The 24,780-nt window shown below is 49.0% G+C and carries 19 protein-coding genes; 14 read left to right on the forward strand and 5 right to left on the reverse strand.

Annotated features, from left to right (window positions below):
* Positions 1-128: 128 nt before the first annotated feature.
* Positions 129-1,010 (forward strand): PHP domain-containing protein, encoded by an 882-nt coding sequence (locus tag J3491_RS02730; protein ID WP_207969125.1) that lies wholly within the window; start codon positions 129-131, stop codon positions 1,008-1,010.
* Positions 1,011-1,299: 289 nt separating this feature from the next.
* A complete protein-coding gene (locus J3491_RS02735) occupies positions 1,300-2,763 on the forward strand; it encodes a GGDEF domain-containing protein (RefSeq protein WP_207969126.1) in 1,464 nt (487 codons plus the stop codon).
* Here the strand turns inward: J3491_RS02735 and truD are convergent.
* Entirely contained in the window at positions 2,760-3,935 is a 1,176-nt protein-coding gene (gene truD / locus J3491_RS02740; RefSeq protein ID WP_207969206.1) for a tRNA pseudouridine(13) synthase TruD, read from the reverse strand. The genes J3491_RS02735 and truD overlap by 4 nt on opposite strands.
* Positions 3,936-4,298: 363 nt before the next feature.
* On the opposite strand from truD, the gene J3491_RS02745 reads away from it, so the two are divergent.
* Entirely contained in the window at positions 4,299-5,936 is a 1,638-nt protein-coding gene (locus tag J3491_RS02745; RefSeq protein ID WP_207969127.1) for an FAD-dependent oxidoreductase, read from the forward strand.
* A gap of 104 nt (positions 5,937-6,040) precedes the next feature.
* Complete coding sequence (locus tag J3491_RS02750) at positions 6,041-6,637, forward strand: GNAT family N-acetyltransferase (RefSeq protein ID WP_075100503.1); 597 nt, start codon at positions 6,041-6,043, stop codon at positions 6,635-6,637.
* 352 nt (positions 6,638-6,989) lie between these two features.
* On the opposite strand, the gene gorA is transcribed toward J3491_RS02750, so the two are convergent.
* The 3 genes from gorA to J3491_RS02770 form a co-directional block, all read right to left on the reverse strand.
* Positions 6,990-8,345, reverse strand: a complete 1,356-nt coding sequence (gene gorA, locus J3491_RS02760; protein ID WP_207969128.1) for a glutathione-disulfide reductase — start codon at positions 8,343-8,345, stop codon at positions 6,990-6,992.
* 142 nt (positions 8,346-8,487) lie between these two features.
* Entirely contained in the window at positions 8,488-8,940 is a 453-nt protein-coding gene (locus tag J3491_RS02765) for a threonine/serine exporter family protein (RefSeq protein ID WP_075100506.1), read from the reverse strand.
* A gap of 1 nt (position 8,941) precedes the next feature.
* Positions 8,942-9,757 carry a threonine/serine exporter family protein gene (locus tag J3491_RS02770; protein WP_207969207.1) on the reverse strand — a complete coding sequence of 272 codons (816 nt, stop codon included), beginning with the start codon at positions 9,755-9,757 and terminating at the stop codon, positions 8,942-8,944.
* 158 nt (positions 9,758-9,915) lie between these two features.
* Between J3491_RS02770 and J3491_RS02775 the strand changes: the two genes are divergently transcribed.
* Together J3491_RS02775 and J3491_RS02780 are read left to right on the forward strand one after the other, a co-directional pair.
* Positions 9,916-10,197 carry a DUF503 domain-containing protein gene (locus tag J3491_RS02775; RefSeq protein ID WP_207969129.1) on the forward strand — a complete coding sequence of 94 codons (282 nt, stop codon included), beginning with the start codon at positions 9,916-9,918 and terminating at the stop codon, positions 10,195-10,197.
* 207 nt (positions 10,198-10,404) lie between these two features.
* Positions 10,405-11,259 (forward strand): M48 family metallopeptidase, encoded by an 855-nt coding sequence (locus J3491_RS02780; protein WP_207969130.1) that lies wholly within the window; start codon positions 10,405-10,407, stop codon positions 11,257-11,259.
* Positions 11,260-11,381: 122 nt separating this feature from the next.
* Here the strand turns inward: J3491_RS02780 and uvrA are convergent, their stop codons facing one another.
* Positions 11,382-14,288, reverse strand: a complete 2,907-nt coding sequence (uvrA, locus tag J3491_RS02785) for an excinuclease ABC subunit UvrA (protein ID WP_207969131.1) — start codon at positions 14,286-14,288, stop codon at positions 11,382-11,384.
* Positions 14,289-15,107: 819 nt separating this feature from the next.
* Between uvrA and J3491_RS02790 the strand changes: the two genes are divergently transcribed.
* From J3491_RS02790 to J3491_RS02825, 8 genes are all read left to right on the forward strand, one after another.
* The gene (locus J3491_RS02790) at positions 15,108-16,472 is read left to right on the forward strand and encodes an MFS transporter (protein ID WP_207969132.1); all 1,365 of its coding nucleotides are present in this window, start codon (positions 15,108-15,110) and stop codon (positions 16,470-16,472) included.
* Positions 16,473-16,610: 138 nt separating this feature from the next.
* Positions 16,611-17,213, forward strand: a complete 603-nt coding sequence (gene ssb, locus J3491_RS02795; protein ID WP_207969133.1) for a single-stranded DNA-binding protein — start codon at positions 16,611-16,613, stop codon at positions 17,211-17,213.
* A gap of 470 nt (positions 17,214-17,683) precedes the next feature.
* Positions 17,684-18,007 (forward strand): H-NS histone family protein, encoded by a 324-nt coding sequence (locus tag J3491_RS02800; RefSeq protein ID WP_075100512.1) that lies wholly within the window; start codon positions 17,684-17,686, stop codon positions 18,005-18,007.
* 162 nt (positions 18,008-18,169) lie between these two features.
* Positions 18,170-18,982, forward strand: a complete 813-nt coding sequence (gene gspN, locus J3491_RS02805) for a type II secretion system protein N (protein WP_207969134.1) — start codon at positions 18,170-18,172, stop codon at positions 18,980-18,982.
* Positions 18,983-19,885 carry a type II secretion system protein N gene (locus J3491_RS02810; protein ID WP_207969135.1) on the forward strand — a complete coding sequence of 301 codons (903 nt, stop codon included), beginning with the start codon at positions 18,983-18,985 and terminating at the stop codon, positions 19,883-19,885.
* A gap of 205 nt (positions 19,886-20,090) precedes the next feature.
* The gene (gene gspD, locus J3491_RS02815) at positions 20,091-22,334 is read left to right on the forward strand and encodes a type II secretion system secretin GspD (protein WP_207969136.1); all 2,244 of its coding nucleotides are present in this window, start codon (positions 20,091-20,093) and stop codon (positions 22,332-22,334) included.
* Positions 22,335-22,836: 502 nt separating this feature from the next.
* Positions 22,837-23,844 carry a TatD family hydrolase gene (locus J3491_RS02820; protein ID WP_207969208.1) on the forward strand — a complete coding sequence of 336 codons (1,008 nt, stop codon included), beginning with the start codon at positions 22,837-22,839 and terminating at the stop codon, positions 23,842-23,844.
* Between the two features lie 125 nt (positions 23,845-23,969).
* A complete protein-coding gene (locus J3491_RS02825; RefSeq protein ID WP_083608485.1) occupies positions 23,970-24,761 on the forward strand; it encodes a tRNA threonylcarbamoyladenosine dehydratase in 792 nt (263 codons plus the stop codon).
* The last annotated feature ends 19 nt before the right edge of the window (positions 24,762-24,780 follow it).

Below are 24,780 nucleotides of genomic sequence, written 5' to 3' on the forward strand. Positions count from 1 at the left end.
CGCAGCATCTGTCAGCGTAGACACAGCAAGCAAGGAAAATTTATACCAGTTGCCCGTTCATATGAGCGCATCGATTTTATTTCGAACTGACTATACTTTTATATACTATTAAAGCTAAGGCTTATTTTATGAAATTTGATTTACATTGTCACAGTACCTGCTCTGATGGTACTTATGCACCGACCGAAGTGGTGCAACGTGCCCATGCAGCTGGTGTCAATGTATTGGCACTGACCGATCATGATACGCTGGCGGGGATTGATGAGGCGCGGGTAGCGGCGACGGCCTGCGATATGCAGCTGATTAATGGGGTTGAGATTAGCTGTGAGCATACGCTTAGCGGCGGCTATGGCAAAAACAAATCAACCAAAAAAATCATCCATGTGCTGGGGCTGGATTTTATTGACCGAGATAAAATGCACGCAACTTTGCAGCAGTTACAAGACAGCCGCGCTACTCGCGGTCAGAAAATCACTGAAAAGCTTAGTGAGTTATTAAGTCTCGATTATGAGGAGCTGTGGCAGGCCGTACTGGATAAAGCCGGTGGCAACCCGCAAGGGGTCGGGCGCGCCCATATCGGTCAGGTACTGTTTGAGCGCGGCGACGTCAAAACGGTACAAAAGGCCTTTGATAAATATCTGGCGGATAATAAACCTGCCTATGTGGCAATCGATGCGCTGAGCATGGCTGAGGGTATCGAGCTGATACATGCGTGTGGCGGCAAGGCTGTATTGGCACATCCGACGCGTTATCATCTCTCAGCCACGCGGGTGCGTAAGCTGATCGAAGAGTTTGCTGGGCTGGGCGGTGATGGTTGTGAGCTGCCTGCCACCAGTGAGCCTATCAGCACCCGCCGCATGGTCGATCGTAGTATCGCCGCCAATAATTTGGTGGCTTCGGTTGGTAGTGACTTTCATGGTAGCAATATGCCGTGGCGGCGCTTGGGCGACGTTCCTGTATTGACACCTGACCAACAAGGCGTCTGGCAGTCGTTTACCACGCTTGGCTAACGGCCCATATACATCTGTCTAGAAGCGCGAGGCCGCCGCTTATTTGGTTACACTTTGAGGTGAGCGTTTGTCTAATAAATAGCCAAAACAGATTGAAACCTCAGAAAAATCTTGCCACACTTAAGTGGTAGCCAGCGTTTGTACGATGGGTAGGACGTTTATCTCTTACGCATGCAGTTATCTGAGCTTATATTTAATAGACGCTTATTTTTATATAGCAGTTGTAGTCGTTGGTTGCTTTCACTCATATTATGTCTGGTGTATTTACATTTTTTGCGGTAGCCAAACTATGTCTGTATCGTTTCCTCATTTAGGCTACAAGCGACTCTCGCGAGCAATCTTCGAATGGCAAGCTGCTGATAGGACTGCTTTATTGGCAGTGTTTATCTTGATGGAGGTGTTTTTACACTGGCTTTGGTGTGCGTTTGTCTGGTGGTATCAAGATGCCTTAGGCGCTTATGTTTATATCCATCTGTTGTATCCGCTGTGGTTTGGCATCACGGTGATGGGTGTGTTTTTTTGGGGTATCGCACGCCATCTGTCGCATCTTAAACGGCAAACGACTGCCATAAAAAACAAAAACTTAAACAAATGGCAGCTGCTGTTGGTGGTGCCTTATACTTTTTATATCGCCACTGTGATCATCATGGTCGGTTATAGCAGTTTGTTTGCGGGTGTCTCGCTGGTAGGCGGTGCGATGCTTGGGATGATGCTGATCAAACGCCGCTATGCGTGGCGTGTGTTTTTGCTACAGATTGCTCTGATTTTATTGGCTATCTTGGCGCCTTACTTCGGTATTCATCTGCCCAACTTGCGTCAACTGACGTTTGTTTATCCATTTTTAGACAGCCAAAACTACCTGACGTATAACGAGCTGATGGCGATCGAAAACACGCTTGCCACCTCGGTGTTTAAGGGGGTGACGTTAGACTGGTCGAGTATCAGCGAGCTACAGCGCTCTTCGACGTTTTTTTGGCGCGCAACCCACGTGCTACTGGCCTTACCCAAAGCAATCTTTATTGTTTATATGTTTCGTACGTTGTTGTTGATATTAGATGACAGCAAAAACGAGATATTAAAGCATGCCAATCAAGACGAGCTAACCCAGCTCAAAAATCGTCGATACGGTTTGACGCAGATGAAGCAAGCGCTAAAAGAGCTACAAGATGGGCAGGACTTTAGCGTTATCTTGCTAGATTTGGATTGGTTTAAAGACATCAATGACACCTATGGCCATGAGGTCGGCGATCAGGTGTTGTTTGAAGTGGCGCAGACGCTGACGCAGGCATTGACCGATGCGGCCATCGTGAGCCGCTATGGCGGCGAAGAGTTTTTGATTGTCCTGCCAGCCACGAGTCATGATGGGGCGATGCTCATCGCCGAACAGCTCCGCAAAGACATCAGCAAGCACATCATCAAGGTCGATGATAATGAGGCGTTTAGCGTCACTGCAAGCTTGGGGCTATACACGTTCACTCACGAACAAAGCGTGTGTATGAAACAAGCCCGTACAGAGCAGCTACAGTTAGAGGCGGCGCTGCAACCAGCGCCCGCAGGCAAACCCCGCCACCACAGATCCGCCTTACCGCCAGAGTACCAGACCCTTTTGCCACCTGATATTTGCCAGCGTTTAATCTGTACAGCGGACAAGGCGCTCTATGAAGCAAAAGACCGTGGCCGCGACCAAGTGGTCAGTGCCAATCACATGTTCGTCAGCGAAAATAGCCGCCATGTGATGCTGTGTGGTATTTAAGCTGGGCCCAACTGTAAATGCTGGACGATGCTGGCCAATACACTGGTGGCAAAGCTGCCAGTCGTCAAGGTAAAGCTCAGTATCAGCGCTTGCTCATTGCTCTCGGACGCATCTAACCACTCCCAGCTTAGCGCTTCAATTGGCAAGCGTAGAGCTCGGCGCTGGGCTTTGACATCGCGCTGCTCTAAGCCCATGGCCAGCTGTGTCAATAAGGTGTCATTTCTCACAATATCGCTCTCAAGCTGCGCTGCCATGCCGCTGACCTTATCGTTACTCACGCCCCACAGCACGCCAGTCGGATGAATATCACCACTCATCATCCGTGCGCGTAAGGCATCGTCTATTGCCTCGCTGCCAAATATCGAGCCTGAGCCGTTTAAGTTAAATACCTCACCTGCCAGCCCGTTATCCCAGTTGCCTACGCGGACTCTGGCTGCCAATATCTCATTAAATATCAGACTACGAGCCGCAGACAGCTCCATGGCGTTTTGCTCACGTGGCGCGCGTTTGCGTTTACTCTTTTTGGTTTTTGGTTTGCTCGCCGGTATGGGACGAGCAAATAGCCGTAGGGCTTCTGCGACGTTGCTGCCTTCATAACCAAAACGCTGGGGGCCAAAGTAATTGGGCACGCCTGTTTTGCTGATAGTAGCCAGATGTTGCTCGGTTGCCTGCTTGGCGTCAGTAGCTGCGATATTACTGGCAAACTCGATTTCTCGTAGGATAATGGTAAATTGATTGGCACGGTGAGTACCGCGATTGAGCTTTTTGTGGTGCCAATGCTGGGCGATGATGGTGACGGACTCGTTGTCGCTGATGTCTACTGGGGCAAACTCCGAGTTGGGCAGTTGCTTTTTGGGGATTCTTAAGCTAAACCACTGCGTCGTCAGCGCATGACGGTCTTTTAGCCCCGAATAACCAACATCACGCAACGGAATCTCTGCCCATTCTGATAGCAGCTTGGCCAGATAGGCCGTATTTATCCCTGATTTTTTGATATGCAGCCACAAGTGCTCACCCTCGCCTGTGAAGTCAAGCGGCAATATTTCATTGACAATAAAGTCGTTGTTTTGGGTTTTATAAGTTGCCTGCCTTAAAGGTTGCGGTATAGGCTGCGGCAGCCGCTCGGTGTCTGTCGCCGCTTTTATATCAGTGCTTGTCAGCGTGTCGCTCATAGCCCGCTCATGAGTAGGTGGCTGATGTGTCGTTGTATCGTTCTGATTATCTTGATCTTGGGAAGTCATAAAGGTGTCTTTTGTTTTGATAAGGGTAAGAGGGACGTACGCGAGATAAAGGTAAGTAATGAGAATATAAGTAATGAGAATAACAGAAAAAAAGTTACGTTTTGCAACGTGGCACGCATACAAATAAACAGCGTCAGCCAAGAGGTCTTGCTACTATCAGATAATACGTATTTTTGAATGTAGTGTCTAAATGTCTATAAGTGGTCTTTTGGTTTGAGCCAATACAATCCTGCCCAAGCCCGCCTAAGCTAATACGGATGCCAGCCTATCAACAATAACTGTTAAGGATGACCTATGAGCCAAACAAACAATAATCAAGCTGCTGACAAAATCGCCGCCAAAAATTTAGTGACTATAGATAAGTCCGACATCCCAGATGGTGGCATGAAGTCTTATAAACAAGAAGACGATAGCATCATTTTAGTCACGCGAGACCGTGATGAGTTTAGCGCATTTGATGGCAAATGTCCGCATGCCGGTGCCGATTTAGGTGAGGGGTTGCGCTGCGGCGATAGAGTGATCTGTCCATGGCATCATGGTAGTTTTGACAGCCGCGACGGTACGCTATTAGAGCCTGTCGCGATGCGCGGCCTGACTCAATATGAGCTGGTCGATGAGGGCGAACGGTTGGTGGTGGATACCGCGGCCAAGATAGACAATCGTACCGCAAATGACAAGCTGACCGACACGCATACCATCATCGTAGGCGGCGGCGGTGCAGGATTTATGACCGCCAATCAGCTACGTCATACGGGTTATGGCGGCAAAATTACTTTAATTAGTAAGGACAGTTACGCTCCTTACAACCGCCCTTTATTGTCCAAAATGTTTTTGGCAGGCAAGATGGATGAGAAGTATCTGATGCTAGGCGGCCGCGAGTGGGCCAGTAATAACAACATTGAGCTGCGCTTAAATCAAACCGTCAGCGCAGTACTGCCCAATGAGCGTACGATTGTCATTGAAGGCGACGATGGTAACCACGAGCAACAGGCTGCGGATTTTTTGGTCGTGGCAACAGGCGCCGAGCCGAAGATACCGCCATTTCAAGGTGCTGAGCTAGCGGGCGTCTATACGCTACGTAGTATGGATGATGCTAAGGCGATCAAAGGTGCTACCAATAACAAAAACGTCGTCATCGTCGGTACAGGATTTATCGGCATGGAGGCGGCGTCAGCGCTGATGCAGGCTGGCAATGCCGCCTCCGTCACCATCGTCGGGCGCAGTCGCCGCGTCATGAGCAATATCGTCTCTGAGGCGGTGAGTAATGCGCTTATCAAACTGCATGAAGAAAATGGGGTACGCTTTGTGTTTGGTGCAGGTGTTGAGAGCATCGATGGAGACGGCAGTCACGTCAGCGGTGTCACACTGTCAGACGGCAGTACGCTGGCAGCGGACGTGGTGGTTTTGGGTACGGGCGTGGCACCACGTACCGAGCTATTAAATGAAGTAAATGACCCCGATGGCGTGCAAGTCGATGAGCATCTACAGCTACGCGACGGCGTCTATGCACTGGGTGATATTGCCAAAGCCACCAATCAGATGGGGCGTATGCGTATCGAGCATTGGCGCGTGGCCTTACAGCATGGCATGGTAACGGCTGCTGCCATCTTAAATGAAGACAATGACCACTCGCTAGAGGAACGTATTCCGTTTTTTTGGACTGGACAATATGGCAAAAGCCTACGCTACAGCGGACATGCCGCAACCCCTGATAAAGGCATATTATTTGGCTCGCCAGATAGCCTAGATTATATCGAATACTACTTCGATGATGAGGCGGAAGACACCCGTGCCAGTGCTGCAAGCTCGCTTGGACGAGACAAAGAGCTGATCGCGTTTTCTGAGCTATTACGCCGTGGTCATGCGCCAACACGCGCGCAGCTCAGTGCCGGATTTGACATGATTGCGCAAGCACAACTACTGTCGCGCTAGCATTTACAGGCGGATAAGGTTTACTATAAAAAGCTGGCCTACAGATAGGTCAGCTTTTCATATCACACGCTATATATAGAAGCAGTAAAAGGACATACCCTCATATGGATAGCAATACTACCAAAAATCGCCCTGTGTTTTTGCGGCAAGCCCGCCGCGCCGATATCGCAGCGCTCGAGCAGCTACTCAACCGCTGCTACCGAGAGACCGCAGGCTGGACGAATGAAGCGGATCTGGTGGGCGGTATTCGTACCACGGCAGACGAGCTGGCAGGCGTCATCGATCATCCAACACACTACCTGTTTGTTTATCCAAAAACCACGACAGGCGCACGTGATGATGCAGAAACAGGCGAGCTGCTAGGCTGCATCGCAGTGGACATAAAAACAGATGACAATGCAGCCACTTGTGCTTATATCGGTATGTTTGCCGTGCATCCAGAGCTGCAAGGGTGCGGCGTTGGCAATGAGATATTACAAGCGGCAGAGACGTTTGCTACGCGGCATCTAGCAGATAACGGCCAGCCAAGTCGTCTCACGATGTCTATCTTGAGCCATCGCCCCGAGCTATTAGCCTACTATCAGCGCCGCGGCTATCAGCTAAATGGCAATAAAATGCCATTTCCAGATGACGGTAATAATGGCGAACCAAAACGTCAAGATTTAGAATTATTAGAATTAGAAAAAGTGGTGAGTGCGTAAACCCTAACCCCAAAAATGCCCAAAGGTCATAAACAGGCCGACACTCAACAAGATAAATGCCACGATAATCAAACGCTTAAACCAAGTAAAAGCAGGCACGCGCGTGGCATTATCATCAGACATGAGAAAAGCGAATAAAAATAGCAAACTTCCTGCCAAGGTCATGATGCCTAAGCCCACGGGTAATATAAAAAGGTACACCTGCCACACAGTCATCTCGCAACGGTCATTATTAAACGCATCATAGCAGCATCAGGATTGTGCTGTCTGTATCTGGTTTTACACTAAAGCAAAAATAGACAATAAAAAAGGCCATTTCGTTAAAAATAGCCTTTCTTCTCATTCAGTCTGTCTAACGCATCGTCACAAACTCTTCTGCACCTGTCGGATGGATGGCGACGGTATTGTCAAAGTCAGCCTTAGTCGCACCCATCTTGATTGCCACTGCAAAGCCTTGCAGCATTTCATCGACCCCGTAACCGATGCCATGTAGGCCGATGATTTTTTCCTCCTCACCTAAGCACACCAGCTTCATCACGCACTTTTGGCGATGCTGCGTCACCGCGCTATACATCGAGGTAAAGGTCGAGGTGTAGCATTTGATGGTGTCTTTGCCATACTGCGCCACCGCATCGATCTCAGATAAGCCAACCGTCCCAATCGCAGGGTGAGTAAAAATCACCGTCGGTACCAGCTCGTATGTTAAATGCTCATCGGTCTTGTCGTTAAATAAGCGCTCAGACAGACGCCTACCAGCGGCGATGGCAACTGGTGTCAGATCAATACTATTTTCGATAATATCACCGACTGCGTAAATACCATCGATATTGGTATTTTGGAATTTATCGACTTTGATTTTGCCAAACTCGGTGGTTTCTACGCCCGTTACTTGCAGGTTGATGTTGTCGGTTGAAGGCGCGCGCCCAATTGCCCAAATCAAGCAATCGACCGTATCAAGCGTACCATCTTTGGTGAACAGCTCTAAACAGCCATCTTCGTTTTTATTGACTTCGGTGAGTGTGGTGTTGGTATGCAGATGAATACCGTCTTGCTCCATCTCTATCAGCAGCGCCTCGACGATAGTGTGATCAAACGAGCGCAGCGGCGAATGCTGGCGGACATAGAGATGTACCTCAGCGCCGAGGCTGTTGAGTACGCCTGCGATTTCGACAGCGATATAGCCTGCGCCTGCGATAGCGACCCTTTTTGGCAAATGAGTCAATTTAAAAAAACCATCAGAATCGATGCCGTGCTCTGCGCCTTTGATATTAGGCTTAATGGGCTGTCCGCCCGTCGCGATCAGGATATGATCGGCAGTGATTTGCTCGCCATTGACTTCGACCGTATTGGTATCGACAAATTTTGCAAAGCCTTTGATTACTTCCACGCCGTTTTTGGCCAGATTATTGTCATAAGAGCGGTGGATATTTTGGATATATTGCTGGCGGCTTTGTACCAGTTTTTGAAAGTCAAAGTTTTTTAATTCCACATCAAAGCCATAATCTGGCGCATACTTCTCAATCGCTTCGGCCACTTGCGCGCCATACCACATCACCTTTTTGGGTACGCAGCCCCAGTTGACGCACGTACCGCCCAATTGCGCCGCTTCGATAATGGCGCATTTTTTGCCGTAGCTGGCGGCGCGGTTGATCGAGGCAATACCGCCGCTACCGCCGCCAATGGCGATATAATCATAATGTTTGCTCATGTTTTATCCTTATATGTATGATTGATAAGTGCTGTCTTGAGTATTGTCGCGGCAGGGTGCAACCGACCACTGTAGGTATGGTACAACATAAACAGCCGCTATTAAGAGAATGGGCAAAGACCCAACATACTATAAACGATACCTAAACAATGGCGCGACGTCTATAAAATAACAGCCCAGGAATCGACAGACCCAGCACCAACCCTGAGGTCACAAACAAGGCCTCGAACAAATACACCATCATTTGGCTAAATAACTCGTCCGAAAAACCAAAATAGCCTATCTGTACCATACTGACCATTGCCTTATAAGCAGCGATACCGGGCATCATACAGATGACGCTTGGTGAGATCAGTGCTTTGGGCGGCAGCGTATATTTTTTAGAAAAATATACTCCCAAAAAGCTGGCAAGCATCGCCCCAAAAAAGCTGGCCACCGCCAGATGGACATGCTGATAGACAAGGGCTGTTTTTAGTCCGAAGCCAAACGCCGTCATCAGCAAACACGGCAAAATATAGCGTTTGGGCACGGTAAACATCAGCGTCCAACCAAGAGTGATGATGCATGATAGCGCGACAGTCTCAATGAGCCACATATCAAAACCCCCAATGCTGTATTTGCAGTAACACCAGCGCCATGACGATGCCCACGCACGCGGACAAGGTCAGCATATAAGTAAACACCGCCCGCCCAACGCCGATATTGACATAGCCCTTTAAGATATCGGATAAGGAGTTGATCAAAGGAAAGCTGGGCACCAGTAGTAGCACGCTAGAGGCCACCGCAATATCGGCATTATTGCCAATATCAAAATAATAAGTCGTCGCCCCGATCAAGGAGGCGATAAAAGCGGTGGCAATGACGGTGATAAAAGGGTTGAAATGATGCTTGGACAAATAAATACGAGTAAACATCGCCACCATACCGGCGATAAAGGTCACCCCAGTAATCGCCCAGCTGCCGCCGTTTAGATAGGCAAATGCAGCGCAAGACGCCCCTACAAATATGCCCACCAACCACGTTGGATACACCGCCTTATCTAGCTCATCAAAGGCAAGGATGGTGCGGTCCGTCAGCTCAGACTTTAGCGTATTGTTACCTAGCTTGCCGCTATTGGTATCGGCTTCGGTTTTATTGATGATTTGCTGGATTTGTACGAGTAAATTGACATTGATGCTTTGGTTGATGGTGTCTCGGGTGGTGGTGATACAGCGCTCATCACAGATGGTGGTCAAGGTAATGGCGTTAAAGTTCAGCGAGCATTCGACGCTATTCATGCCTAAGGCCAGCCCCAAGCGTTTGGATAAATCCACCACCACCGCAGACTCTGCGCCATACTGCATAAGAAGTAATCCGCAGCGCACGCATAGCCGAGTGATGCGCTGCTGCTGTACGTAGCTGATAGAAGTCATGGGTAAGCTGGGCATGTTGGCTACTGTCGCTCTTATGAGGGTTATAAGGGATGAGAAGTAGTGATGACGTATCGATATAGCAAGGTAACGATAGCATAACTTGCGCTATTGATTTGCTACTATTATAAGGCGTAAACCATTGTCGCAAGGAGAATAAAATGCATATTGCTATCTTAACCCTGACTTTTGCGCTAGCTGGCTGTCGCTCACTTAAAGAAAAACGTCAACGTATGGGCGGCTTGCATGCGCGCTTTGGCAATACGCCAAGCGTCGCCGTCTGTGAGAGCGGCGCGCGCGAGCGCCATGACGCCAGCGAGTGGACGTTTGTCATCGTCGGGCTGTCCAAACGTGAGGTCGAGTCGCAATGCCGTCAAATTGAGGAGAAGATAGAGCGCACGGTAGATGCGCGGGTGATGAGTATAGAGCGGGAGTTTGTTTAGAGTAAGTCCGTTATCCATTTTGCCGCAATGACAAAAAAACCTAACTGAGCGGTTAGGATAAGCGTGCAATCTTGATATAGCCAAACAATAGACTGTTAAATTGATAGACTTTTGTTTTTTACCGTGATAATCTCTTCGTGCAATTTAGACACATTAGTTACATATCGGTTACATTTTAATGGTTATGGCTCTCAAATAGGACGTCTGATGACAACGTTTCAAAAAATAAAAAATGCACTATTGCTGACTACGGTTACTACTTTAGCAGGCTGCACCACGGTCGCTGATATCGCAGGATATGATACTGCTACCATGAATATCGATGCGGCAAAAAGCTACTCGCAAGTGGTTTCTAGCGCTCATAGTCAAGGCGCGGTAGACAATACCTCTGCCACCGCCGCGCGGGTAAATCGGGTTTTTCATCGTATGAAGCCCTATGCTGTGCGCGCTAACACAACAGGGGTGCCCTTTGATTGGCAGGTCACTGTGATACGCTCGCCTGAATTAAACGCTTGGGCAATGCCTGGTGGTAAAATGGCGTTTTATACCGGTATTGTAGAAAAACTACAGTTGACAGATGCAGAGATCGCGGCAATCATGGGACACGAAATGACCCATGCATTAGCTGAGCACAGCAAAAAGGATGCTGGGCAAAAAATTCTGACAAGCCTAGCACTTCAGTTAGGAGGTGCCGCGATACAGGCGGAAACAGGGCTGAGTAATGAGGCGCTGGGTTTGATTAGTGACTTTGGCATTGATAAGCCGTTTTCTCGTAGTCAAGAGTCACAAGCCGATGCAGGTGGCTTACGTTTGATGGCGCAAGCAGGCTACAATCCAGAAGCTGCCATTGCAGTATGGAAAAAAATGGAAGCGGCAAATGGTCGCAGCAACACCTTAGTCACGTTGATGTCTACGCATCCAAACTCAGGGCAGCGTATCGCCAAAATCCAAGCACTGCTACCTGACGTGATGCCAGTTTATCAAGCCGCTGTAAAAGCGCCGACCAATACCATGAGTGGCACCACGACTGGGGTAGTGACTCGGACGATTAAACATAAATAAATCAGTACATAACATCAAAAAAGGTAAGTCAAACTGAGCTGCCCCCATTAGTTAGTTGTATCCAACTTATGGGGTCAGCTCAAAAGAGCAGCCTTTAAATTAAAACCAAACAATTAACTAAACTAACCTGCCTCAGACATCGCCTGCTTAAGCATCGGCTTTAAAAACTCACCAGTATACGAGCCTTTGACTTCCGCCACTTCCTCAGGCGTACCTTCAGCGATGATCATACCGCCGCCTTTACCGCCTTCAGGGCCAAGATCAATCACCCAATCCGCGGTTTTGATCACATCTAAGTTATGCTCGATGACCACGATGGTATTGCCTTTATCACGCAGCGCATGCAGGATATTAAGCAGCTTATCGATATCATGGAAATGCAGGCCAGTGGTCGGCTCATCCAAGATATACAGCGTTTGCCCTGTATCACGCTTGGCCAGCTCACGCGCCAGTTTGACCCGCTGAGCTTCACCGCCAGACAGGGTCGGCGCGGATTGACCCAAGCGAATATAGCCAAGACCGACATCCATGAGCGCTTGTAGACGGCGATAGATCGCTGGGATCGCTGAGAAGAACTCAGTGGCATCTTCAACGGTCATATCGAGCACTTCAGCGATGCTTTTGCCTTTATAGTAGATCTCTAGCGTCTCGCGATTATAGCGTTTGCCATCACAGCTGTCACAGGGTACATACATATCTGGCAAGAAGTGCATCTCAACTTTGATCAGGCCATCGCCCTGACACATCTCACAGCGGCCGCCTTTGACGTTGAAACTAAAGCGGCCGGGCTTATAACCACGGGCGCGCGCCTCAGGCGTTTGAGCAAACATTTCACGCACAGGGGTAAACACGCCAGTATAGGTGGCAGGATTTGAGCGCGGGGTACGGCCGATCGGGCTTTGGTCGATATCGACCATTTTGTCCAAATGTTCAAGCCCGCTGATGCTGTCATGCTTATCCGCGATAAGGGTAGAAGCGTTATTTAACTGAGTCGCTGCAATCGGCATCAAGGTGCGGTTGATCAAGGTTGATTTGCCCGAGCCGGATACGCCAGTGACACAGGTCATCACACCGACTGGCAAGCTCAGATCGACGTCTTTTAAGTTGTTACCTGACGCGCCTTTTAGCTCAATCGTCATTGGCACCTGCTTTGGTTTGGCTTTACCTTTGGTCTCAACTTCCATGGTCTTGGCTTTATGCCGTACTTTGGGAATCTCGATTTTTTTCTCACCAGACATATATTGTCCGGTCAGCGAGTCTGGGGTCGCCATGATCTCATCGATCGTACCTTGGGCGATGATGTGACCGCCATGCACGCCTGCGCCGACACCGATATCGATGACGTGATCGGCTTGACGTATGGCGTCTTCGTCATGCTCAACGACCAGTACCGTATTACCCAAGTCACGCAGCCGCGTTAGAGTCTTTAGCAAGCGATCATTGTCACGCTGATGCAGACCGATTGACGGCTCATCGAGCACATACATAACGCCCATCAGACCAGCACCGATTTGGCTGGCAAGACGGATACGCTGTGCCTCCCCGCCCGATAGCGTCTCAGCAGAGCGAGCAAGGGTCAAATAATCTAGCCCGACACTGACGAGGAAGTTCAGGCGCTCATTAATCTCTTTAAAGATTTTTTCTGCCACTTCACCTTTATGGCCGCCAATCTTTAAGGTTTTATAATAGTCAGCGGCATCACCGATGGAGAGCTTGACGATATCGGCGATGGTCTGCTCATCGACACGCACGTTGCGCGAGATTTCATTGAGACGTGCACCATCGCAGACGTTGCAGGTAGTATCAGCCAGATATTTTGCCAGCTCATCACGCACAAGGTTACTTTGGGTCTTGGCATAACGCCGCTCAAGATAGGGCAATACGCCTTCAAATGGTACCGTCTTATTGGTCTTGCGCCCGCGCTCATCGGTGAAGTTAAAACTCAGTTTTTCTTTACCAGAGCCGTGCATGATGATGTCTTGTTGCGCTTTTGGCAGTGCTTGCCACGGCGCATCCATATCGATGTCAAAGTGCTTGCAAACGGTAGAGAGCAGGCCAAAATAATAGGCATGACGCTTGTCCCAACCATTGATTGCGCCTTGGTTGAGCGATTTTTCATGATGGGTAATCAGCTTCTCAGCAGCAAAATACTGACGTTTACCCAGACCGTCACAGCTTGGGCAAGCGCCGTACGGGTTGTTAAAACTAAACATCCGCGGCTCAAGCTCAGGCACTGCTCGATCACAGACAGGGCAGGAGTGCTTCGACGACATGACTTGATTGGCGTCCCCGCCCTCAGTAGGATTGCCATCCATAAAGTGTAGCGTGACCAGACCTTGGCCTAAGCGCAGGGCAGTCTCGAGACTTTCGGCGACGCGGTTGCCCAAATCGTCGCGGACTTTAAAACGATCGACGACGACTTCGATGGTATGTTTTTTCTTTTTATCGAGCGTGGGTAGCTCATCGGTATCATAGACATCGCCATCGACACGCACACGGACGAAGCCTTGTCCGATCAGCTGCTCAAGTAAGACCGTATGCTCGCCTTTACGCTCACGAATTACAGGAGCCAGGATCATAAGCTTGGTGTCTGTCGGCAGCGCCATGATCTGATCGACCATCTCGGTGACAGACTGCGCAACCATGGGTTCGCCATGCTCGGGGCAATAAGGCGTGCCGATACGGGCATAGAGCAGGCGCAGATAGTCATAGATCTCGGTGATGGTACCGACCGTCGAGCGCGGGTTGTGGTTGGTGGATTTTTGCTCAATGGCAATAGCAGGGGAGAGTCCCTCGATGCTATCGACTTCGGGCTTCTCCATTTGTGAGAGGAACTGACGCGCATAGGCGGACAGGCTCTCGACATAGCGGCGTTGCCCTTCGGCATACAAGGTGTCAAACGCCAAGGACGATTTACCAGAGCCTGATAAACCTGTGATTACCACGAACTTATCGCGCGGGATGTCCAGATCGATGTTTTTTAGGTTGTGCGTGCGGGCGCCGCGTATTGCAATGTGGTCATTTGCCATCGGTGATAGGTTTCCTATTTGCTAAAGTGATGGATAAAGATACTGATGTATAAGAAGTAGTGAGCGCAACCTACATTTAAACCAGCCATGTAAAACAGCATCCCAGTCGCGCTATGTTATTTTTAAAGTGTATGAGGGTCAAAATAGTGACGCAAAAGATAGCTGGTTTTTATAAACAGCGTTTTTGTAAGCTATGTTTTTACGATAACTATTTATAAGCGATGCTTTTATAGACGATACGCTTTCTTTATTGCTTCGGTTTTTATAGTGTCTTTGTCAGGCCTCGCTGCGGTTTTTACCCCATTTTTTAGTGCGTGCTTTTTCGCGCGCGTTTTTTATAAGCTGGGTAATCTTTAACCAAACCGTTTAAGGCAGCTAAACCATCTAGGCCGTTTTTATCTCACAAGTTTTGTTAGACTCAGCCAATCTAAATCAAATCTGTGTTACGTAACAGGTATCCTTTGTTATGGTTTTGACCAGATAAGCTTGTCTTAGTTAGCACTTAATGGCTCAAGCAAATCCGCAACCTTATTGATAACGTTGTACTTTATTGTCATGATGCGTGCATTATTCAAGGCAAAAAACCGCTAGAGACGCACTTGGTAACAAAAAACAAAAGTCTCGGCAACCAAACGGCGAATGTCTTATACTAGGGGCCTTAATTTAGAGGGCTTGATTTGTAGGCGAGTGCCCTGATAGATCAACTGTGATATTGATGTATGGATAATCTATTTTAAAATAAGTTAAGTATAGACCTACTGGTCGTCATTTTTTAGAGTGAATCGACTATATCAGCAATGATAAACCTGTGAGGCAAGTATGAATAGCGTAGAAAAACGGGCAATCCTCGGGGTCGGCGGCATCTTTGCCCTGCGTATGATTGGCCTGTTTATGATTGTGCCTGTGTTTTCGGTGTATGGCGACAATTATGCGCATGCTACGCCGTTTTTGATTGGTTTGGCGGTCGGGGTTTATGGGCTGGGTCAGGCGATTTTTCAAATACCGATGAGCCTTGCTGCTGACAAGTTTCCGCGTAAGCCGATTATCTTTTTGGGTCTGATATTGTTTGCTCTGGGCGGTATGATTGCAGCCAACGCCACCGATATTTATGAAGTAATCATCGGTCGGGCGCTGGCAGGAAGCGGTGCGGTGTCGGCGGTATTGATGGCGCTACTCGCTGATGTCACGCGCGAGGAGATGCGTACCAAAGCGATGGCGACGATGGGCTTGACCATTGCCACCTCTATTATGTTGGCCTTTGCCTTTGGCCCTTTGTTGGTGGGGTCGCTTGGTATGTCAGGCTTGTTTTGGCTGACATCGGGTTTTGCGGTATTGGCAATGATGCTACTGTTTGTGGTGCCGACGCCGCTACGAGTGCTCAAACATAACTTGGACAACAAATCTATCGGTCAGCAGTTGGCCAGCGTGCTAAAAATTGGCGATTTAAACCGTCTGCATATCAGTATCTTTGCCTTACATTTGACCATGACGGCGATATTTGTCCTTTTGCCGCATCAGCTCTTTGAGGTGCTGGGTTTGTCGGTTCGTCAGCAGGGCTTGGTATATTTGCCACTGTTGTTTATTGGCTTTGCGGTAGCGATACCCTTTATTATTGTCGCAGAAAAAAAGCGCAAAATGCGTCAGGTGTTTTTGGGTGCGATCGGCCTGATGACCGCGGCACTGGCATTACTGGCGCTGGGTAGCCATGTGGGCGTTGGGATTATTTTGGGTTTACTCTTATACTTTATGGGCTTTAACTTGCTTGAGGCGACGATACCGTCTTGGATATCCAAGCGTGCACCAGTCGCCAATAAAGCCACAGCGATGGGACTAAACTCATCCAGTCAGTTTTTTGGTGCATTTGTCGGCGGGGCGCTGGGCGGCTTACTCTTGACGCAGCCAAATTTGCTGGCATGGGGATTACTGGCGCTGATTATGGGCGCGGCGCTATTACTGATATTTCCGATCGCCCAGCCGCCGTATCTATCAAGTACCACCATTACCATTCCTAAAAACATCAATATCCAAGACTGGTCGCGGCAAATGCTGGCGGTAGATGGCGTAGATGAGCTGGTGGTCATGGCAAAAGAGCAGGTGGCCTATCTTAAGCTGGACAAAACCCAGCTTACCGATGATTCGCGACAAGCACTGTCGCATCTGGCACAAAGCCCACTAGATATTTAAATAAAAATTGGTTAAAGTAAAATCAAATTACTGTAAAATCGTATTGTCGATAGCATTAACGGTGATGAGGCATATTGGCTTCATTGAATCATCATAGATACGATTCACTAAATTATTCATAAATAAAAGGACGGTATCATGCGCGGAGTTAATAAAGTTATCATCATCGGTAACCTTGGAGCAGACCCTGAGGCACGTCAGTTTAACAACGGTGGTAGCGTGACCAATATCTCGGTTGCGACATCAGAGCAGTGGACAGACAAGCAAAGCGGCGAAAAAAGAGAAGCGACCGAATGGCATCGTATCTCACTCTTTAATCGTCTAGGCGAGATTGCAGCGCAGTATCTTCGTAAGGGCAGTAAGGTCTATATCGAGGGCAGTTTGCGCACGCGTAAATACCAAGACCAAAATGGTCAAGATCGCTATATCACCGAGATTCGCGCTGAGCAAATGCAGATGCTCGATGGCGCAAGCGGTGGCGGTCAAAGCCAAGGCGGGAGCTATGGTAATCAAGGCGGCCAAAACAGCTTTGGTCAGCAAGGCGGCTACAACCAAGCGGGCGGCGTGGCAGCTCAAGGCATGGCGCAGGGCGGTAATCAAGGGGGTTATAACAATCAAAATGCTTATAACAACCAAAGCAATCCTCAGCAAAACCCATTCAATCAGCCAGCGCAAAATGCCTCTCAGCCTAAGCCAACAGCGATGCCTGATGGTCCAGTCGATGATGATATTCCGTTCTGAGGAATACATAATTAAGTAATATTGATTAAGTTAGATAGAGCCTATGTGAATAGGCTCTTTTTTTATATCCGTTTTTATTATTGAAGTTTTTTATTTTAATAAAAAAAGTTTGTTCATTATTAAATGCGATTGTTTATAAGATTAAGAAATAATTGGGAGTAATAGCAGATTAAAAATTTACTTAAGTTTACTGTCTGCTGAGTCTATACAAAAACGTATAAAAAACTACTGTTGTGATAAGCGATATTTTTGTTTATATTACTTTTGCGGATAAGTTTTATGACCCAAAACCTTTTTTGGTTTGAGTATGGCGATATTGAGCTATTTTAAATCAGATATAATTGAATGGGTTTATAATCTTAACGCCGTTATCATATGATTAAGTGATAACTCAGATACTGAGTCAGTCACGTCCTTAATGGTTCATTGGGTCATTAAGATTGTTATTTTATTATAGAGTTGGATTTATTATGACTAAAAATAGTGCTATTGATTTGGATAGTTTAGGCGTTGATGAGCTACGTGCCATTACCGAAAATGCTCAGCAACTTATCGCTAAAAAACAGCATCAACGTTTATATGACGCTTATATGCAGTTCGAAAAAATTGCAGAAGACAGCAATACCACCATCGAAGAGATTTTAAAAGCTGGTGAGACGCTGGAGAAAAAACGCAGTATTAAATACCGCAATACGGCTAACAGCGAAGAGACGTGGACGGGCCGTGGCCGCAAGCCTACCTGGTTGGTAGAGGCGTTGGCCGCAGGTCGCAAACTTGAAGACTTTGCTATTTAATGAGCACAGCCAGCGTCTGGTTGCTGAGCCAAGCATCAGATAAAAGCCAGTATCTTTTTTGCCAGTCTTTTGGTAAAAAGATACTGGCTTTTTTTCTGTCATCTGTATGCCATTGTTTGTTATGATAATGACGTTTTTGTCTTATATAAGAGTTATCACACTGTGCCCCAAGTATCTGCGTCGTCTCATAAGCGTCCCCGTAAGCTGTGGTGGCTCGTTGGGCTGGTGCTCTTTGCGCTATTTGCGGTACTGCAAATGCCTGCCGCATGGGTGCTCAACAAGTATGCGCCCGATACGCCTTATGTGCAGCACGTATCGGGCAATCTCTGGCAAGGGTCTGCTATTTGGCAGATGCCTGTGGCAGCAAGCTCGCTTACGGGGACAGCCGACTGGTCATGGCAGCCATGGCAGTTGCTGCTCGGTAAGCTCGGCGCCAAGGTTGAGATCCAATCAGAACAAACCCGCCTGCATGGACAAGTGAAAATAGGCTGGCACTCGTGGCAGGTAGATAATATGAGTGGCAAAATTGCTCCGTCCACCCTTGCCAGTATCATCGATTGGCAACTGCCCAATACACCAATTCAGGTCAATAATGTCTCGCTCAAACGTCAGACAGATAGCGGTGCGACCAGTGCCAAGGCAGCAGGCTTTAGCCAAGCAGATGGTCAGCTTATGTGGGTGGGCGGTGAGGTTGGCTACCCAAGTGGCGGTAAGGTATTTTATATCACTATGCCTGCGCTGCGTGCTGAGCTGAGCGCTGAGCAAAAAAACAACAAAAACCTTTTGCATATCAATCTACTAAACCAACAAGACAAGCGCTTGGGTGACTTATATATCGATGGCGATAATATGCTAGATGTCAGTTTGACGCAACGTCTGCTAGAAAATATGCCTGACTATAAAGGACAAGCGCCGCAAGATACGCCAGTCGTCAGTGTGCGTCAGCCTTTATTGGCTGGTTTGGGGGCGCAGTAAATGCTGAATATGAGCGCAAACCTCAAGCCTGTACTCAATATCCTAAATCGCTTTTCGGGTTGGTTGCTGTTTTTGGCCATGGTATGGCTGTGCTGGACAGCGGCGCGGCTATTTTGGCTCTTGCTGGCGGCACCGCTCGCACCAGCCTTGCCCTTAGCGCCATTACAAAGCAGCACGGCTTCAGGCAATGACAACGCAGGTTTGTTTGCGATCTTCTCTGACCCTGAGCCGAGTGCAGCGCCTGTGCAGCCGCCACCAAACGTCGAGTTAAAAGGGGTGCTGCTCGCTATGCCAGAGAGCCAGTCGTCGGCATTACTCGATGTCAATGGTGAGGTAAAAAACTATCGTATCGGTGATACGCTGACAGGTAGCGACTATGCATTGGTGGCCGTCGATTGGAATGCTGTCGTCATCGCTGATGCCTTTGACAAGCAAACTGTGATTAGAATGGTTGAGGCGATGCCGCTGGATCAAAGCGATAACATAGCAGGTGCGGTGAGCAACCAGCGTTTGCCAGATCATACGATGTTGCCCACCGCACCGCCGCCAGCTGATATAGACAATGAGGCGGCCATGACAGGCAGCGATGATCGTGACAGTAGTCCGCAATCAGCCATCGCCGAGGCGGTCACCGAGCTGCAAGAAAACCCCGCCAGCTATCTAAGTAGAATGGGGGTGATGGCGTCAGGAGAGAGTTATCAAGTGACGGCGGCGATGCCAGCGCAACTGCGTAATCGTTTGGGTCTTGAGCCAGGGGACAAGGTCATCACGGTCAATGGGCAAAGTGTGGGCAACAATCCTGCCCAAGACGCGGGCATATTGCAGCAAGTCCAGCAAACTGGCGAGGCGCAGATACAAGTGCAGCGCGGCGAGCAAGTGATCACCATTCGTCAGCAGTTTTGATGCCATTTAATAGGTTGCGGCAAGGTTGCGACTTTGGATTTATCGCATTTATAGTAAGCCCATCACCAGATGGATTAAGCGTTCGCTCAGTTGTATCGTTGTGTTTGAGTCTTCACGCTCACATAGTGGCTTTAAATGCTGGCTAGGTAGGTTTTGACCTAAAGCCAGTGCATATTTAGCAACATCACTGCAGGTAATTATCAATATGGTCAGTTCTCACAAATTTTCAGTCACGCCTTTGCAGCGTATTATGCAGCGTCTGATGCGTATGTGTCGTCCTTTATGTCTGGCGATACCGCTATGGGCTGCCAGTACAGGGCTTGCGAGTGCTGAGAGCTGGAAGGTCAACTTACAAGACGCTGATATCAAGGCGTTTATCAATGAAGTGGCGACCATCACCAATCAAAATTTCGTCCTCGACCCGCGTATCAATGGCAATGTAACGGTGATTTCAAACAAAGCCTTATCACGTGATGAGATTTACCAGCTGTTTTTGAGTGTGATGCAGGTCAATGGCATTGCCGCGATTGATTCTGGTACGACGGTCAAGCTGGTGCCTGATAATGTCGCCAAGCAATCTGGCGTCGCCGTCGATTTGCGCGGAGATAGTGTCGGTGAGTCCTTGGCCACACGCGTGATTTATCTGACCAATACTCAGGCGGCAGAAGTATTGGGCGTCATTCGGCCCCTGATGCCGCAGTCTGCCCATGCTGCTGCGGTACCTGGTGTCAATGCGCTGGTGTTGTCTGATCGCGCCGATAGCCTCAATCAGCTGACGGCGCTCATCCGCGACTTGGACAGCAATGTCAATGATAGCTTAAGCGTGATACCGTTACGCCATGTCGATTCTGAGCGTATGATGGAGCTGATCAGCGCATTGGTCTCTAGTGCAGGCAGCGGGCAAGCACAAGGCGGTAGTAATCAGCTGAAGGTGATTGCTGATAGTGCCAGCGATAGGCTATTGGTCAAGGGTAGCCCTGAGATGATTGCCAAAGTACAAGAGATGGTCAATCAACTAGATACCACGCCTAGCAGGCGTCTTAGCGGCTTACGGGTCTTTCGTCTAAAGTATGCCAGTGCCAGTCATATTGCAGAGATGCTACGCGGACTGCTGGCCAATCAGTCGATCAATAGTGCAGGGGCGACCTCTACTTTGGAATCTGCCTCCCTAAACGACGCCAGTAGTGCCGGGGCAGGACTGAGCAGTGCTGCCAACGATACCAGTACGAATAGTACGGCTGCATCGGCGTTGTCTTCTGCAGGCGCTGGTGTTGGCAGCGCTAGTGCAAATGGTCGACCCTTTAGTATCATCGCTGATGAAACCCAAAACGCTGTCATCGTCAACGCCGCCCCTGAGCTGATGTTTGAGATCGAAGATGCCGTCAACCAGCTAGACAGTCGCCGCGCGCAAGTGTTGATTCAGGCAGCGATCGTCGAAGTCTCAGGCGATGATGCCACCCAGCTTGGCGTACAGTGGGCGCTGGGCAATGCCAATAGCGGCTACGGCGTGGTCAACTTCAATAACGTAGGCGCTAGTGCCACCTCGCTTGCTGCCGCCGCTTTAGCAGGTGGGTCGAGTATCAGCGCCGCTGCTGGCTCGATAGCAGGCGCGTTGGTCGGTATCGGTGATAGCAGCAAAGACAGCCAAGGCAACACTCAGTTTTATGGCGCAATCTTACAAGCGCTTGACTCGACGACCAGTGCCAATCTGCTGTCGATGCCTTCTATCTTGACGTTGGACAACGAAAAAGCCAGTATCTTGGTCGGGCAAAACGTACCTTTTGTCACAGGTTCTTATACGACCAGTGGTAACTCCTCGACCAACCCTTTTCAGACCATTGATCGTCAGGACATCGGTATCAATCTCAATGTCATTCCGCATATCGGTGACAATGGCACGGTACGTCTTGAGGTCTCACAAGAGGTTTCATCGGTGGTGCCTGGCAGTACTGGCAACGCGAGCGGACTGATTACCAATAAAAGCCTGATTAATACCACGATTTTGGCAGACGATCAGCAGACCATCGCCTTAGGTGGCCTGATGCGTGACAACACCACCACCCGCCAACAAAAAGTCCCAGGGCTAGGCAATGTTCCTGTGATTGGTCGGTTGTTTCGCTCAGACAACGACAGCACTCAAAAAAGCAACCTAATCATATTTTTGCAGCCCACCATCTTACGTGATGGCGGTGCGGTCGCCAGTGTCACTGAGCGTAAATACAATCAGATGCGCGTGCTACAGCTGGTCATTGATAAAAACGGCACAATCAAACAGTTGCCCCTGAGCGGTACAGAAGGCTGGAATGGCAATGTCAGCGCCGACTATGAGCTGATGCCGCTTAATCCTCTCGTACCCAAGCGCGATCAGACCCCAACTGCGGCGCCGCAAGGCTTTACAAAAGTAGACAGACCAAGTAGCGGTATCACCACCTATCCGTTAAAGCGCTGATGGCTGATAGTGGCTGGTTTTTAATTCACCAATTTTTTAATTCATATCATCAATCCGGCATAAAGCGAACGCGCTTATGGGGCCGGATTGATGATGTAATCACGCACATGACATCGTACATTAGCTTGCGCATTCATAACACAGATACACATAGCACACTTGATATCGCCGTATAATAATGGGCAATGAGAGATTGTTGGTATCAATTGCCAAAAAAACTAGGCAAATATCAAGAGTAGCTACCATGTTAGAGTATCAAAATGACCAAGCATAAAGACAACAAGCATAAAGACCATAAACAGACAACAAAAAAATGGCTGGCCTTGGGGTTAACCGCGGCGGCTTTGTTACTGACTCCTCGGCGTAGTAGCCGACAGTCTGCCACGAGCTGCCATGAGTGCTGCGCAGACCACTCATGACACGCCCTAATCAAGCGGCGATGCAAAAAAACCAAGGTAAAGATAGCTGCCAGAAACCCAATACGTGCCGTGGAGTGAGCATTATGACTGCTAGCGACTCATCAACCCTTAGCCATGACCATGAGAGGATATCTACTATCTACCCGCTCATCGATACGCACACACACTTTGATGCGCCTGTATTTGATCATGACCGCACAACCCTTGCGCAACAAGCCTATGAGCGAGGGGTACGTCATTTGGTACTGGTGGGGTATTTGGCGCGTCATTTCGAGCGTATGTATGAGACCAAGCACGCACTCACGGCGACTGATGCAATTCAAGACAAAGACTGGGACAATCGTGACCGCCCGCCTATACCTGTCACGCATATTGCGTTAGGTTTGCATCCTTTTTATATTGAGCAGCATACTGACCAGCACTTGGCGGATATGGCTCAGATATTGGGGCAAAAGCGTCCTATTGCTATTGGTGAGATTGGACTAGATACGTTTACAGATGCCATGAAAGTCCCTGCCGTGTTTGCCAAGCAGCGGCAGTTTTTTTGCGCACAGCTAGACATGGCAGTGGCGCATCAGTTGCCTGTGATGCTGCATATCCGTAAGGCACATGCAGAAGCACTGGCTATTTTAAAAGCGCACGATTACGACGCGCAGCAGCTCGGTGGTATCGCCCATAGCTTTAGTGGCGGCGAGCAAGAAGCCAAGGCTTTTGTCAAACTCGGTTTTAAGCTGGGAGTGACGGGGCAAGTCACCAATCCCAATGCCAAAAAACTGCGCCGTGCGATTAGTGCGGCGGTAAACGCGCATGGCATCAGCTGCTTGGTGTTAGAGACGGATTGCCCTGATATGACACCCATCATGTGTCAGACGGCAGGCGACAGCGCATCGGCATTAGGCCAGTCTCCAGATGATGAGTGGGGCGCGCCGTCTACTGCGGGATGCGCTCACAATAGGAACGTACCGGCCAATTTGCCATGGGTGCTGGCGAGTCTCAGTGAGCTGCTCGAGATACCCATCGACGAGCTTGCCAAACAATTATGGCAAAACAGCAATGATGCTTTACAAACGCGTTGGCCTTATCCCGTATAATGGGAGTAGAAAATCAAGCATCATGTAGACAAGTCATTTCAATTTAAAAGAGCGTTGAACCTGTGATAAGTGATACAAAAAGTTTTGAGCAAATAAATGAAGCGGTGAGCAACGCGCCTTTGGCGATGCAAGCCGAAGATGGGCAGTATGAGCGCCGCTTTCAGGGCACCAAGACGCTTTATGGCGCAGCAGCGGCAGACACCTTTGCCGCCGCTCACGTCTATGTCATCGGGGTGGGCGGTGTCGGCTCTTGGGCAGCAGAGGCGCTGGCTCGAACCGCGGTCGGCACCATTACCTTGATAGATTTGGACGTGTTGGTCGCCTCCAATGTCAACCGTCAATTACCGGCACTAGACAGCACCTTTGGTCAAAGTAAAATTGCAGCGATGGCCACACGCCTGCAGGAGATCAACCCAAAAATCACCGTAAACTTGGTCGATGATTTTTTGACAGTAGAGAATGTCGCAGGGTTATTGCCCAGTCGCGATGCGGCCAAAACAGCCGCCCAGCAGGGCAAGCCGATGGTGGTGCTCGACTGTGTGGACGATATGAATGCCAAACTGGCCATCGCGTTGCACTGCCGTTTTAACAAATTAAAACTGGTCTGTGCTGGGGGCGCTGGTGGTAAGATAGATCCAAGCCAAATTCGAGTGAGTGACTTGCGTGAGAGCTATCAAGACCCGCTACTGGCCAAGCTACGCAACAAGCTCCGGCACGAAAAAGGCATCAATCGCGAGCTAAAAGATAAGTTTGGTATCAAATGTGTCTACTCTACAGAGCCGCCACGGGTAGATAAAAGCTGTCAAACAGGGGGCTTGCATTGTGGTGGTTATGGCTCAGCCGTCGTCGTCACCTCAGTGGTGGCCATGGTCATGGTGAGCGAAGCGTTACAATTATTGATAAAGCAGACAGCGTAATGCCAACCGTCTGAGATTA

The organism is Psychrobacter halodurans (genome assembly GCF_017498075.1).
Classification (GTDB): Bacteria; Pseudomonadota; Gammaproteobacteria; order Pseudomonadales; family Moraxellaceae; genus Psychrobacter; species Psychrobacter celer.